The 14264-nt window shown below is 74.8% G+C and carries 9 protein-coding genes; 8 read left to right on the top strand and 1 reads right to left on the bottom strand.

Annotated elements, in window-relative coordinates:
- From J0670_RS12375 to J0670_RS12385, 3 genes are all read left to right on the top strand, one after another.
- A partial coding sequence (locus J0670_RS12375) for a UrvD/REP family ATP-dependent DNA helicase (RefSeq protein ID WP_207811561.1) occupies positions 1–1529 on the top strand: 1529 nt, incomplete at its 5' end.
- Between the two features lie 32 nt (positions 1530–1561).
- Positions 1562–4801 (top strand): ATP-dependent DNA helicase, encoded by a 3240-nt coding sequence (locus J0670_RS12380; RefSeq protein WP_207811562.1) that lies wholly within the window; start codon positions 1562–1564, stop codon positions 4799–4801.
- A gap of 194 nt (positions 4802–4995) precedes the next feature.
- A complete protein-coding gene (locus J0670_RS12385; RefSeq protein WP_207811563.1) occupies positions 4996–6180 on the top strand; it encodes a PP2C family protein-serine/threonine phosphatase in 1185 nt (394 codons plus the stop codon).
- 1 nt (position 6181) lies between these two features.
- Here J0670_RS12385 and J0670_RS12390 read toward each other — a convergent pair whose 3' ends face one another.
- Complete coding sequence (locus J0670_RS12390) at positions 6182–7153, bottom strand: endonuclease/exonuclease/phosphatase family protein (protein ID WP_307806494.1); 972 nt, start codon at positions 7151–7153, stop codon at positions 6182–6184.
- Between the two features lie 67 nt (positions 7154–7220).
- Here J0670_RS12390 and J0670_RS12395 point away from each other — a divergent pair, with 67 nt between their 5' ends.
- The 5 genes from J0670_RS12395 to nudC all read left to right on the top strand — a co-directional run bounded on the left by J0670_RS12395 (position 7221) and on the right by nudC (position 14181).
- Positions 7221–7883, top strand: coding sequence for a PadR family transcriptional regulator (locus tag J0670_RS12395; protein ID WP_207811564.1), 663 nt, complete (start codon positions 7221–7223; stop codon positions 7881–7883).
- A 71-nt stretch (positions 7884–7954) separates the two neighbouring features.
- Complete coding sequence (locus J0670_RS12400; protein WP_207811565.1) at positions 7955–8719, top strand: ABC transporter ATP-binding protein; 765 nt, start codon at positions 7955–7957, stop codon at positions 8717–8719.
- Complete coding sequence (locus J0670_RS12405; RefSeq protein WP_207811566.1) at positions 8716–11583, top strand: FtsX-like permease family protein; 2868 nt, start codon at positions 8716–8718, stop codon at positions 11581–11583. The genes J0670_RS12400 and J0670_RS12405 overlap by 4 nt, the downstream gene beginning before the upstream one ends.
- A 180-nt stretch (positions 11584–11763) precedes the next feature.
- Positions 11764–13167 carry a dipeptidase gene (locus J0670_RS12410; protein WP_207811567.1) on the top strand — a complete coding sequence of 468 codons (1404 nt, stop codon included), beginning with the start codon at positions 11764–11766 and terminating at the stop codon, positions 13165–13167.
- Between the two features lie 78 nt (positions 13168–13245).
- The gene (nudC, locus tag J0670_RS12415) at positions 13246–14181 is read left to right on the top strand and encodes an NAD(+) diphosphatase (RefSeq protein ID WP_207811568.1); all 936 of its coding nucleotides are present in this window, start codon (positions 13246–13248) and stop codon (positions 14179–14181) included.
- Positions 14182–14264 lie beyond the last annotated feature (83 nt).

A 14264-nucleotide genomic window follows, 5' to 3' on the forward strand; every position in this document is an offset into this window, starting at 1 on the left:
CCCTCGACCCGGCGACCGCCCGCCGCGCCCGCGACCTCGGCACCCTGCTGCGCAAGGTCCGCGAACTGCTGGCCGGCGGCTGCACCGCCGAGGAGGCGCTCTGGGAACTGTGGGACGGCAGCCGCCGCTGGCGCGAACGGCTGGAGCGCGCCGCCCTGCGCGGCGGCGCCGCCGGCCGCAACGCCGACCGCGACCTGGACGCGCTGTGCGCCCTGTTCGAGACCGCCGCCCGAGCCGAGGAACAGGTCACCGGCCACCGCAGCGCCCTCGACCTGCTCGCCGAACTCGAAGCCCAGGACATCGCCGCCGACACCCTCACCGTCCGCGCCGTGCGTCCCGAGGCGGTGCGGCTGATGACCGCCCACCGCTCCAAGGGCCTGGAGTGGCGCCTGGTCGTCGTCGCCGGCGTCCAGGACGGCCTCTGGCCCGACCTGCGCCGCCGCGGCTCCCTGCTGGAGGCCGACCGGATCGGCCGCGACGGCCTCGCCGAACCGCTCTCCCCGGCCGCCCTGCTCGGCGAGGAGCGCCGCCTCTTCTACGTCGCCGCCACCCGCGCCAGGGAACGGCTCATCGTCACCGCCGTCAAGGCGCCCGCCGACGACGGCGACGAACCCTCCCGCTTCCTGCGCGAGCTCTACCGTGAGGACATCGACCTGCGGACCGGCAAGGTCGTGCGCCGCACCGCCGCCGCCGCCGCCGCCCCCGAACCGCTGCGCGGCGCCGACGCGCCGGTACGGCTGTCCGGCAGCGGTCTGGAACAGCTGGAGACCTGCTCGTTGCAGTGGTTCCTGGACAAGGAGGTCAAGGCCCGGGGCGTCGGCTCCGCCGCCCAGGGCTTCGGCAACGTGGTGCACGCCCTCGCCGACGAGGTCGGCTCCGGCCGCACCCCCGCCGACCTCGCCGTCCTCATGGAACGCCTGGACACCGTCTGGGACGCCCTCGCCTTCGACGCCCCCTGGAAGTCCCAGCAGGAGAAGACCGAGGCCCGCGCCGCCCTGGAGCGCTTCCTCAACTGGCACGTCCTGGAACGCGGCCGGGACCTCGTCGCCACCGAGCACGGCTTCGACGTCACCCTCGACGTCGGCGGCGTCTCGGTGCGCATCCGCGGCTCGATGGACCGGGTCGAGAAGGACCGGGCCGGACGCGCCTACGTCGTCGACTTCAAGACCGGCAAGCAGATACCCACCGACAAGTCGCTGCCCGAGCACAAGCAGCTCGCCGTCTACCAGCTCGCCGTCCGGGCCGGCGCCCTGAACGACCTGCCGGGCTTCGACGAGCACCCCCCGGCCACCGGCGGCGCCGAACTCGTCCACCTGCGCGAAGGCGCCGCCAAGAGCGACCCGGACGCCCCCAAGGTGCAGCGCCAGGAGCCGCCCGAGGGCGACCCGTGGATCGAGAACCTGCTCGCCGAAGCCGCCGGCAAGGTCCTCGCCGAACGCTTCGTCCCGCAGACCGGCGGCGGCTGCGACCGCTGCGCGTTCCGCCGCAGCTGCTCCGCCCAGCGCGACGGGGCCCAACTCGTCGAGTAAGGAATGTCCGTCGCTCCGGTTACGGTTGCGGGGTGACCGCCGTGCTCAGCCATCCCGACCAGCTCAAGGAGCTGCTGGGCATCCCGTTCAACCCGGAGCAGATGGCGGCCATCGGCGCCCCCCTCGCACCGGCCGTGATCGTGGCCGGCGCCGGCTCCGGCAAGACCACCGTGATGGCCGCCCGGGTCGTCTGGCTGGTCGGCTCCGGCGCCGTACGGCCCGAGGAGGTCCTCGGCCTCACCTTCACCAACAAGGCCGCCGGCGAACTCGCCGAACGCGTCCGCACCGCCCTGCTCCGAGCCAGCGTCGCCGACCGGGACGAGGCCGAACCGCTCGGCGAACCCGAGATCTCCACCTACCACGCCTTCGCCGGCCGCCTCCTCAAGGAGCACGGCCTGCGGATCGGCATCGAGCCGGACGTGCGCCTGCTCGCCGACGCGACCCGCTTCCAGCTCGCCGCCAAGGTGCTGCGCACCGCCCGCGGCCCGTTCCCCGCGCTCACCGGCACCTTCGCCAACCTCGTCGCCGACCTGACCGCGCTGGACGGCGAACTCGCCGAACACCTCGTCGAACCCGCCGCCCTGCGCGCCTTCGACGAGGAGCTCCTCGACACCCTCGCCACCGTCAAGCTCACCAACGACGACCTGCGGGCCGTCCCCGCCACCGCCCGCGCCAGGCTGGAACTGCTGCGCCTGGTCGAGGACTACCGCCGCCGCAAGCGGACCGCCGGGCTGATGGACTTCGGCGACCAGATAGCCGCCGCCGCCCGCCTCGCCCAGCAGCGCCCCGAGGTCGGCGAACTGCTGCGCGGCCAGTTCAAGGTCGTCCTGCTGGACGAGTACCAGGACACCTCCGTCGCCCAGCGCCTCATGCTCGCGGGCCTGTTCGGCGCGGGCCCGGACGGCGCGGGCCCGGACGGCAGGGGCGGCGGCCACCCCGTGACCGCCGTCGGCGACCCCTGCCAGGCGATCTACGGCTGGCGCGGCGCCTCCGTCGCCAACCTCGACGACTTCCCGAAGCACTTCCCGAAGGCCGACGGAGGCCCCGCCGACCGCTACGCCCTCAGCGAGAACCGCCGCAGCGGAGGCCGCCTGCTCGCCTTCGCCAACCGGCTCGCCGCCCCGCTGCGGGAGATGCACGAGGGCGTCGAGGCGCTGCGCCCGGCCCCCGGCGCCGAGCAGGACGGCTACGTGCGCGCCGCGCTGCTGCCCACCCACGCCGAGGAGATCGACTGGCTCGCCGACTCGATCGCCCACCTGGTGCGCACCGGCACCGCGCCCGGCCGGATCGCCGTGCTGTGCCGGGGCGGCGCGGCCTTCCCGGACATCCACGCCGCCCTCGTCGCCCGCGAGGTGCCGGTCGAGGTGGTGGGCCTGGGCGGGCTGCTGCAACTGCCCGAGGTGGCCGACCTGGTGGCGGTCTGCGAGGTGCTGCAGGACCCGACCGCCAACGCCGCCCTGGTGCGCCTGCTGATCGGCCCGCGCTGGCGGATCGGCCCGCGCGACCTCGCCCTGCTCGGCCGCCGGGCCGCCGAACTGGTGCGCACCGAGCGCCCCGAGGGCGTGGAGGCGCTGGCCGCGGCCGTCGCCGAGGCCGACCCCACCGAGGTGGTCTCACTGGCCGACGCGCTGGAGACCTTCCTCGACGCCCCGTCGAGCGAGGAGGGGAAGCCCGACGAACTGCCGTTCTCCGCCGAGGCCCGGGTGCGCTTCGCCCGGCTCGCCGCCGAACTGCGCGAGCTGCGCCGCTCGCTCGCCGACCCGCTGATGGACGTCCTGCACCGGGTGCTCGCCGCCACCGGCCTGGAGGTCGAACTCGCCGCCTCCCCGCAGGCCCTGGCCGCCCGGCGGCGGGAGACCCTGCACGCCTTCCTGGACGTCGCCGCCTCCTTCGCCGACCTGGACGGCGACCCGGGCCTGGCCGCCTTCCTCGGCTTCCTGCGCGCGGCCCAGGAGTACGAGCGCGGCCTGGACAGCAGCCTGCCCGGCGGCGAGGACACCGTGAAGGTCCTCACCGCCCACAAGTCCAAGGGCCTGGAGTGGGACGTGGTGGCCGTCCCCGGGCTGGTGAAGGGCGCCTTCCCCTCCGGCAGCCCGCGCGAACGCTGGACCAGTACCAAACGCGTGCTCCCGCACGCCCTGCGCGGCGACGCCGCCACCCTGCCCGACGTGCGGGGCGGCTGGAACGGCAAGTCGATGACGGCGTTCAAGAAGGCGCTGGCCGAGCACTCCGGCACCGAGGAACTGCGCCTGGGCTACGTCGCGTTCACCCGCCCCCGCTCCCTGCTGCTGGCCTCCGGCCACTGGTGGGGGCCGAGCCAGAAGACCGTCCGCGGCCCGTCCGTCTTCCTGGAGCAGCTGCGCGAGCACTGCGAGCAGCCGGGCGCCGGCGAGGTCGAGCACTGGGCCGAGCAGCCCGAGAAGGGCGCGGAGAACCCGGCGCTGGCCGCCGCCGTCGAGCGCCCCTGGCCGCTGCCGCTGGACCCGGCCGCGCAGCACGCCCGCCGCCGGGTCGCCGAGGTGGTGCGCGCGCGCCTCGCCGGCGCGCCCGCTCCCGAGGCGGAACCGATGGCCGTCGAGGACCAGCGCCAGGTGGCCTCCTGGGACCGCGACCTGACCGCGCTGCTCGGCGAGTTGGAGCGGTCCCGGCGCACCGCGCGCGAGGTGCCGCTGCCCGCCGCGCTGTCCGCCACCCAGCTGCTGCGCCTGGCCGCCGACCCGGACGGCTTCGCGCACGACCTGGCCCGCCCGATGCCGCGCCCGCCGCAGCCCGCCGCCCGCCGCGGCACCCGCTTCCACGCCTGGGTGCAGTCCCGGATCGAGCCGCTGCCGCTGATCGAGGCGGGCGCGCTGCCCGGCGCCGACGACGACGGCATCGAGGACGAGCAGGACCTGGAGCGGCTCAAGGAGGCCTTCCTGCGCACCCCGTACGCGCGGCGCAAGCCCTACCGGGTGGAGGCGCCGTTCCAGTTGGTGCTGGCGGGGCGGGTGGTGCGCGGCCGGATCGACGTGGTCTACCGGGACGGTGACGACGTGTCGGAATCCGGCGGTGCGTCACGCTATGAAGTGGTGGACTGGAAGACCCACCGCGAGGAGACCGCCGACCCGTTGCAGCTCGCGGTCTACCGGCTGGCCTGGGCCGAGCGGATGGGCGTTGATCCCGAGCAGGTCACGGCGTCGTTCCTGTACGTCCGCAGCGGGCGAATAGTCCGTCCGGAAGGACTTCCCGACCGAAAAGAGTTGGAACGGCTCCTGATCGGGAACAGTGACTAATGAGTCACGCAGAGCATCCAAGTCGTCACGGCAATGCCCGAAACCTGTGCGTCGTGCACGTTTCGCGCCTATTGTGGGGTCGGTAACCGGTCAACCTCCGAGCTCCGGCCACCAGCGAGGCCCGCATTCCCTAACCCTCAGTCATCACCGCAGGTGCCCCAGGGCATCGGCGACTTCTGCTGGAGAAACCGAAGTTGAGCGCGACCGGATGGATCAGAGAACGGTTCGCCGGGCCGACCCCGAGGCCCCTTCCGGGCACGAGCGGCACCTGGCCGAGGACGGCGCTCGCGCTGCCGTTCATCGGCATGGCGCTGATCGTCCTCCTCGACTACCTCAGCGGCACCCGGGTGACGGTCGAACCGGCCCTCACCGCCGTGCCCGCGCTGGCCGCCGTGGTCGGCCGCCGCACCTGGTACCCCCTCGTCATCGGCGTGTGCACCGAGGCGGCGGCCTTCCTGATGGCCTTCCGCAGTGACACGCTCGACCAGTCCGTGCACGCCGCCAGCGTCATCGCGATCCTGCTCGCCGGCACCATCGGCTGGGTCAGCGCCACCCTGAGACTGCGCCAGGAGCGGGCCCTGGCCGACGCCCAACTCGTCGCCTCGATCGCCCGCCGGGTCCTGCTGCGGCCCGTCCCCGAACGGGTCGGCAGCGTGCGCGCCGCCGTCCACTACGAGGCCGCCGCCGCGCACGCCCGCATCGGCGGCGACCTCTACGAAGTCGTCAACACCCGGCACGGCGTGCGGGCCGTGATCGGCGACGTGCGCGGCAAGGGCCTCGGCGCCGTCGAGACCGCCGCCGCCGTGCTCGGCGCCTTCCGCGAGGCCGCCCACCAGGAGCCGGCCCTCGACCGGGTCGCCGGCTGGCTGGCCGTCAGCCTCGACCGCGCCCTCCACGAGAACGACCACCCCGGCGTCGAGGAGGAGTTCGTCACCCTGGCGCTGATCGGCGTGCGGCCCGACGGCACCGCGGAGATCGTCAACTGCGGCCACCCCTCGCCGCTGCTGCTGCGCGACGCACGGGTCCGCCCGCTCGAACTCGCCGAGACCGTACCGCCGCTGGGCGTCCTCGACCCCGCCGACGTCCGCCCCCCGGTGCACCGGGTGCCGCTGCGCGGCGGCGACCGGGTGCTGCTGTTCACCGACGGGATGATCGAGGCCCGCGACCGCTCCGGCACCTTCTACCCGCTCGCCGAACGCTTCCCGCGCTGCGCCGACGGCCGCCCCGCCGACGTCCTGCAACGCCTCCACGAGGACGTGGTGCGCCACGTCGGCCGCCAGCTCGGCGACGACGCCGCCATGCTGCTCCTGCAGTACGATCCGCCACCGACCGCCACCCCCCACCTGCCGCAGCAGGCAGGGGTCCTGACGAACCACTAGCTCACAGCGACACCTCGACCAGCAGCGGGCGGTGGTCCGACACCCCCGCCCGCGGGGCCGCCGCCGGGCCCACCACCGCGCGCGGCACCCCGACCGCCAGCACGTGGTCGAACTGCACCGCCGGCCGGTGCGACGGATAGGTCGGGGTGCGCGCCAGGTCGTACCAGCCCTGCAACCGGGCCCGCGGCTCGCGCACCCGCCGCCGGCGCGGCTCGGCCAGCGCCGGGCGGATCCGCCGCGCCGCCCGCAGCTCCCGCACCCGCGTGCGCGGGGCGGTGCGCTCCAGCGCCGTCGCCCCGCCGAGCACCGTCCGCGGCACCGCGCCGATCAGGTTGAAGTCCCCCAGCACCAGGTACGGCTGCGGCAGGTCGGCGATCCAGCGCCGGATCCCGGCCAGCTGCGCCATGTTCCAGCCCGGGACGAACGACAGGTGCGCCGCCACCACGGTGAACGGCCCGCGCTCGCCCTCCAGCACCGCCGCCAGCGCCGCCCGGGGCTCGTCCGGCACCGGGGTCAGCCCGCGCCGGCCGGCCACCCGCAGCGGCAGCCCGAACGGCGCCGGGGCGAAGCGCCGGGCCCGCCAGTGCCGCACCGGCAGCCGGGTCAGCAGCGCCGTCCCGTACGAGGGCGGGGCGCCGTCACCCACCTCGCCCGGCCCGTACACCCGCAGCCCGTTCGGCCCGGACGGCTCCGACACCCAGCCCGCCACCGGCGCCGGGCGGCCGTGCAGCGCCGCGGCGAAGCGCCAGTCGCCCGCGCCCATCGCCGCGGCCGCCACCGCCGCCTGGTCGGTGCCGCCCGAGCGCGCCTGGTGCCGGTCCACCTCCTGCAGCGCCAGCACGTCGGCGTCCAGCGCGGCCACCGCCTCCGCCAGCGGGGCGCCCGCGTCCCGCGGGTAGGGCCGGGGCGCCCCGTCCGGGGCGAGCGGCTGACCGTGCAACAGGTTGAAGGTGGCGATGCGCAACTGGCTCACACCGCACGACGGTACCCGAGCGGGCGCGGCTTGAGGCGGTCGGGCATACCGGGTATACATACTGAGTATGTCCATCCGACACGGTCTGCTCGCCCTACTCGACCAGGGCCCCCGCTACGGCTACCAGCTGCGCACCGAATTCGAGGCGCGCACCGGCGCCACCTGGCCGCTCAACGTCGGGCAGGTCTACACCACGCTGTCCCGACTGGAGCGGGACGGCCTGGTCGAGGCCGCCGGGGAGGACGCGGAGGGCCACCAGTTCTACGCCGTCACCGAGGCCGGCCGCACCGAGCTGCGGGCCTGGTTCGACTCCCCGGTGCCCCGGACCAACCCCCCGCGCGACGAACTGGCGATCAAGCTCGCCATGGCCGTCACCGTCCCCGGGGTCGACGTCTCCGCCGTCGTCCAGGGCCAGCGCCGGCACAGCATCAAGGCGCTCCAGGACTACACCCGGCTCAAGGGCCGCGCCCTGGCCGGGCCGCTCTCATCCGGTGAGGGGGCCCGGCCCGGCGCGGTGCCGTCCGCGAGCAACGACCTCGCCTGGCTGCTCGTCCTCGACCAGCTGATCTTCCAGACCGAGGCCGAGATCCGCTGGCTCGACCACTGCGAGACCCGCCTCGCCCAGCAGGCCGAGCTCCAGCAGGCCCGGTCCCAGCAGGCCCCGTCCACCGAGGCCGCCCGCGACGGCGCCGCCGCACCCGCCAAGCGCGGCCGCCGCCTGCGCGCCTGAGCGCCCCGCCACCGAACCACCGGCTCCGGTCCCGACCCCGAGCCCACACCCAGCACTAGGGGGGAATCATCGTGTCCCACACCCAACAAGCCCGGCAGACGCCGGTGCTGCACCTGGAGAACGTCACCCGGGTCCACGGCCAGGGCGCCGCCGAGGTCCAGGCCCTGCGCGGCGTCGACCTCAAGGTCCACCCCGGCGAGTTCGTCGCCGTCATGGGCCCCTCCGGCTCCGGCAAGTCGACCCTGCTCACCCTCGCCGGCGGCCTCGACACCCCGAGCAGCGGCCAGGTCCTGGTCGAGGGCGTCGCCCTCGGCGACCTCAACCGCAAGAAGCTCGCCCAGGTCCGCCGCCGCTCCGTCGGCTACGTCTTCCAGGACTACAACCTGATACCGGCGCTCACCGCCGCCGAGAACATCGCGCTGCCCCGCGAACTCGACGGCGTGTCCGCCCGCGCCGCCCGCCGCGAGGCCCTCGCCGCCCTGGAGGAGCTCGGCATCCCCGAACTCGCCGACCGCTTCCCCGACGACATGTCCGGCGGCCAGCAGCAGCGCGTCGCCATCGCCCGCGCCCTGATCGGCGACCGCCGCCTCGTCCTCGCCGACGAACCCACCGGCGCCCTCGACTCCACCACCGGCGAAGCCGTCCTCGCCGTCCTGCGCGCCCGCTGCGACGCCGGCGCCGCCGCCATGATGGTCACCCACGAGGCCCGGCACGCCGCCTGGGCCGACCGCGTCGTCTTCCTGCGCGACGGCCGCATGGTCGACGAATCCGTCAGCCAGGACGCCGCCAGCCTGCTCGTCAGCGCCGCCACCAACAGCATGAAGGTGGACGAGTGAAGCTCAGCGCCTGGCGGGTCGCCCTGCGCATCGCCCGCCGCGACGCCCTGCGCGCCAAGGGCCGCAGCGCCCTCGTCGTCGCCATGGTCGCCCTGCCCGTCCTCGGCGTCACCGGCGCCGACGTCGTCTTCCGCAGCGCCGACCTCACGCCCGCCGAACACGCCGTACGGGTCATGGGCCAGTCCGCCGCCGAACTGGAGATGGTCGAACGCGGCTCCACCATCCTGCAGACGCCCGACCCCGAGCAGGGGCTCATCATCCGGAACCCCAAGGACATCGCCAAGGAGGGCACCGCCCCCCAGTACAACGCCGCGCAGCAGCGCTCCCTCAACACCGAACCCACCGAGCTGGCCCGCCAGTTGCTCCCGGCAGGCGCCACCCTCGTGCCCGAACGCCCGGGCCCGTACACCGCGACGAGCAGCACCGAAGGCCTGCTCAGCACCCGCGTCAGCGAGGCCGACCTGACCGACCCGGTCTGGACCGGCCGGGTCACCCTGCTCACGGGCCGCGCCCCCGTGAGCGACCACGAGGCCGCCGTCACCACGGAGTTCCTCAAGCGCTCGGGCCTCAAGCTCGGCGACCGGACCGCCGTCCGCGGCCTGGAATCCGCCCCCTTCACCATCACCGGCAGCTACGAGTACCCCGGCGAACTGAGCGCCACCGAACTCACCGCCCGCCCCGGTACCCTGCTCGACCGGCTCCCCAAGAGCCCCGCCCCGGGCGGCGGCTCCTCCGGCGACACCGGGGAAATCACCCACTGGCTGGTCAAGCTCCCCGCCGGCGCCGTCATCGACTGGCCCAAGGTCGTCGAACTCAACGAGTACGGCTTCCGCATGGCCTCGCGCGCCGTCCTGACGAACCCCCCGGCCCGCGGCGACGTCCCCTACTACGTCGAACAGGACCGGCACCCCGACCCTGACAGCGGGTACTTCGACCAGACCCGCATCGTCATCCTCGCCACCGTCATCGGCATGGCCCTCCTGGAGATCGTCCTCCTCGCGGGCCCCGCCTTCGCCGTCGGGGCACGACGCTCCCGGCGGCAGCTCGGACTGCTCGCCGCCGCCGGCGGTGACCGCGGCAACGTCCGCGCCGTCGTCCTCGGCGGCGGCATCGTCCTCGGCATCACCGGCGCCGCCATCGGCCTCGGCCTCGGCGTCGGCCTGGTCGCGCTGCTGCGCACCCAGGCCGAGGAACGCTCCGGCCGGCGCTTCGGCCACTTCGCCCTCCAGCCGCTCGACCTGACCGGCATCCTGCTGGTCGGCCTGGTCACCGGACTGCTCGCCGCCGTCGTCCCCGCCGTCCAGGCCGCCCGCCAGGACGTCGTCGCCGCACTCACCGGCCGCGACTCGCTCAAGCCGCCGAGCCGCAGGCTCGCCGTGTTCGGCCTGCTGATGCTCGGCGGCGGCGCGGCCCTCGCCCTGCTCGGAGGCGCCGCCGGCGTCGGCAACCGCAGCTTCGCCGTCCTCGGCGGCTCGGCCCTCGCCGAACTCGGCATGGTCGCCCTGACGCCCTACCTGGTCGGCCTCTTCGGCCGGCTCGGCCGCTGGCTCTCGCTCGGCCCCCGGCTCGCCCTGCGCGACTCCGTGCGCCACCGCGCCCGCACCGCGCCCGCCGTCGCCGCCGTCATGGCCGCCGTCGCCGGCTCCGTCGCGGTCGGCGTCTACAGCACCAGCAGCGAGGAGCAGTACCGGCGCGAGTACGTCGCCAGCGGCCCCTCCGGAGCCGTCATCCTCGGCAGCGGCTGGATGGCCGGCGCCGACGGCAAGCTGCTGCCGCAGATGCGCGAGGCCGTCGAACGCACCATCCCCGACCTCGGCCCGCGCGCCGACGTCCGGCGCGTCAACTACAAGGGCGACTGCGTCGAGGGCGGCCTCTGCGGCAACATCGGCGTCAACATGCCCAAGGAGGCCCGCTGCCCCGTCCACGACGGCGACCGCGAGTTCGGCCCCGGCGAGGCCGACCGGATCCTCGAAAGCGACCCCCGCTGCCAGGTCGACACCCGGCGAGGCAGCCCCTACGGCTCGCTGACGGCCGGCGACGCCACCCTGCTGCACAACCTCTACGGCGTCAGCGACCCGGCCGCCGGCAAGGCCCTCGCCGCCGGCAAGGCCGTCGTCTTCGACCCCCGGTACGTCAAGAACGGCAAGGTCGCCATCGAGTACAGCGAGCCGGTCGACTACAGCGCGAGCGGCGCCCCCAAGAAGCCCGTCCGCACCGAGATCGCCGTCGACGCCGTCCTCGCCGACGCCGCACTGCCCGCCCCCGGCCAGGCCGTGATCAGCCCGGAGACCGCCGCCAGGCTCGGCTTCACCACCACGGTGACCGGCGCGGTCTGGCTGCCCGCCACGATGCCCTCCGACGGCGCCAACCAGAGGGCCGACGGCGCGCTCGCCAAGATCACCGACCACAACGTCCTCACCGTCGAACGCGGCTACCAGTCCGACGTCGGCCTCGTCACCCTCGGCCTGACCGTCTTCGCCGCCCTGGTCGCCCTCGGCGCGGCCGGCATCGCCACCGGACTGGCCGCCGCCGACTCCCAGCGCGACCTGACCACCCTCGCGGCGGTCGGCGCCGCGCCCCGCATCCGGCGCTCGCTGTCCGGCTTCCAGTGCGGTGTCATCGCCGCCATGGGCGCCCTGCTCGGCGTGGTCTGCGGCATCGTGCCGGGCGTGGCGCTGCGCAAGGTCGAGGGCGCGTCGAGCACCTACCCCGGCATGAGCCCCGAGGAGATCGCCAACAAGGCGATCGTGATCTTCCCGTGGCCCACCATCGCGGCCACCGTCGTGCTGCTGCCGGTGCTCGCGGCCGGGCTCGCGGCGCTGCTCACCCGCTCGCGGATCTCGATGCTGCGCCGCTCGGGCTGAGGCCCGTACGCGTGTTCCCGTGTGGTTCCGTCACCCCCGGCCGCCGTCGCGCGCGGCCGGGGGTGACGGCGGTTCCCGTCCGGGTTCTCGGTCCGGGGTGACGGAGGTTACAGCCCCGACGGGGCCCGGCGGCCGGACGGCCGGGGCGGGCACCCGCACGGGCGAACTACAGTCGTCGGTATGACGAGAACCCCGGACAGCGCCGTCCGCGCCTACATCGACCGGCACCAGGCCGCCTTCCTCGCGGACCTCTCCGAGTGGCTGGCCATCCCCTCGGTCTCCGCCGACCCCGAGCGGGCCGGTGACGTGCGCCGCTCCGCCGAGTGGCTGGCCGCCAAGCTGCGCGAGACCGGCTTCCCGGTGGCCGAGGTGTGGGAGACCGACGGGCTGCCGGCGGTGTTCGCCGAGTGGCCCTCCGGGGACTCGTCCGCGCCGACCGTCCTGGTCTACGGGCACCACGACGTGCAGCCCGCGGCCAAGGAGGACGGCTGGGACACCGAGCCGTTCACCCCGACCGTGGTGGGGGAGCGGCTGTACGCGCGCGGCGCCGCCGACGACAAGGGCCAGGTGTTCTTCCACACCCTGGGCGTGCGCGCCCACCTGGACGCCACCGGCCGCACCGCGCCGGCCGTCAACCTCAAGCTGCTGATCGAGGGCGAGGAGGAGTCCGGCTCGCCGCACTTCGCCGACCTGGTGCGGCGCGAGGCCGAGCGGCTGGCCGCCGACGTCGTCGTCATCTCCGACACCGGCATGTGGTCCGAGACCACGCCCACCGTCTGCACCGGCATGCGCGGCCTCGCGGACGCCCAGCTCGACCTGTACGGGCCGGACACCGACATCCACTCCGGCTCCTTCGGCGGTGCCGTGCCCAACCCGGCCCAGGTCGCGGCCGAGCTGGCCGCGGCCCTGCACGACGCCGACCGCAGGGTGGCGGTCCCGGGCTTCTACGACGGGGTCGTGGAGCTGACCGAGCGCGAGCGCGAGCTGTTCGCCGAGCTGCCGTTCGACGAGGCGCAGTGGCTGCGGGTCGCCAAGTCGTACGGCACCCGCGGCGAGGCCGGGTACTCCACCCTGGAGCGGGTCTGGGCCCGTCCGACCGCCGAGGTCAACGGCATCTGGGGCGGCTACACCGGCCCCGGCGGCAAGACCATCGTGCCGTCCTCGGCGCACCTCAAGCTGTCCTTCCGGCTGGTCGCCGGGCAGGAGGTGGAGAAGGTCCGCGAGGCGGTGCGGGCCTGGGTGGCCGAGCGGGTGCCCGAGGGCATCCGGTACGAGCTGGTCTTCCCGGGAGCCACCCGGCCCTGCCTGACCCCGCTGGACCACCCGGCGCTCCAGTCGACCGTCCGCGCGATGGGCCGGGCCTTCGAGCAGAAGGTCCTCTTCACCCGCGAGGGCGGCTCCGGCCCCGCCGCCGACCTGCAGGACGTGCTGGGCGCCCCGGTGCTGTTCCTCGGCATCTCGGTGCCCTCGGACGGCTGGCACTCGGTCAACGAGAAGGTCGAGCTGGGCCTGCTGGCCAAGGGCGTCGAGACCGCCGCGTACCTCTGGGGCGACCTGGCCGAGAACTTCCGGCCCGGCGCGTGAGCGCGTCCTTCGCGCGTCCGGCCGTCAGATCACTCATCCGGATGATTCACCTGATTCACCACGTGGGGATGGAACGAAGTGAGCACCGTGCCTGAGACCGAGCGCCCGCTTGCCCTGGCCAGGGCCGGGGTCGACCGGGCGGCCGAGCACCGGTTCGACGAGCCGTGGCTGGCAGCCGCCTGGAGCCACCCCTCCACCCGGGTGCTGCCGATCGCCGGCGGCGAGGCCTTCGTGGTCGACACCGCGCAGGGCACCGAACTGGTGCTGCTGCCCTCCTTCGAGGCGCCGCAGACCGGGGACCGGTACTTCCTCGGCACCGACGAGGACGGCGTCTCCTACTTCGCGCTGGCCGGCGAGAGCCTGCCGGGCCGGCTGGACGGCGACGCCCGCCCGGCCGGGCTGCGCGAGGTCGGCGCGCTGCTGTCGGACCGGGACGCCGGGCTGCTGGTGCACGCCGTCGCCCTGGAGCACTGGCACCGGCTGCACAGCTTCTGCTCGCGCTGCGGCCACCCGACCGAGAAGGCCGGCGCCGGGCACGTGCGGCGCTGCACCTCCTGCGCGGCCGAGCACTACCCGCGCACCGACCCGGCGGTGATCATGGTGATCACCGACGAGCAGGACCGCTGCCTGCTCGGCCGCCAGGCGCTGTGGCCCGAGGGCCGCTGGTCCACGCTGGCCGGCTTCGTCGAGCCGGGGGAGTCGATCGAGCAGGCGGTGGCCCGCGAGGTGCAGGAGGAGGCGGGGGTGCGGGTCGGCGAGGTGCGCTACGTCGCGAGCCAGCCCTGGCCGTTCCCGTCCAGCCTGATGCTCGGCTTCTCGGGCAAGGCGCTGCCCGGCGGCACCGAGATCACCGTCGACGGCGAGGAACTGGCCGAGGCGCGCTGGTTCTCCCGGGAGGAGCTGCGGGCCGGGATGGAGGCGGGGGAGATCCTGCCGCCCTCCGGCATCTCGATCGCGCGTCACCTGGTCGAGCTCTGGTACGGCGAACCGCTGCCCTCGGCGGCGCGCTGGTAATCCTGTACGAATTTCCGGCGGGGGCGTGCGGCTTATGCCGCGCGCCCCCGCTTTTCTTTTCCAACCCCGCTCGAATCCGCCAC

It is taken from the genome of Streptomyces sp. FH025 (assembly GCF_017427025.1).
Lineage (GTDB): Bacteria > Actinomycetota > Actinomycetes > Streptomycetales > Streptomycetaceae > Kitasatospora.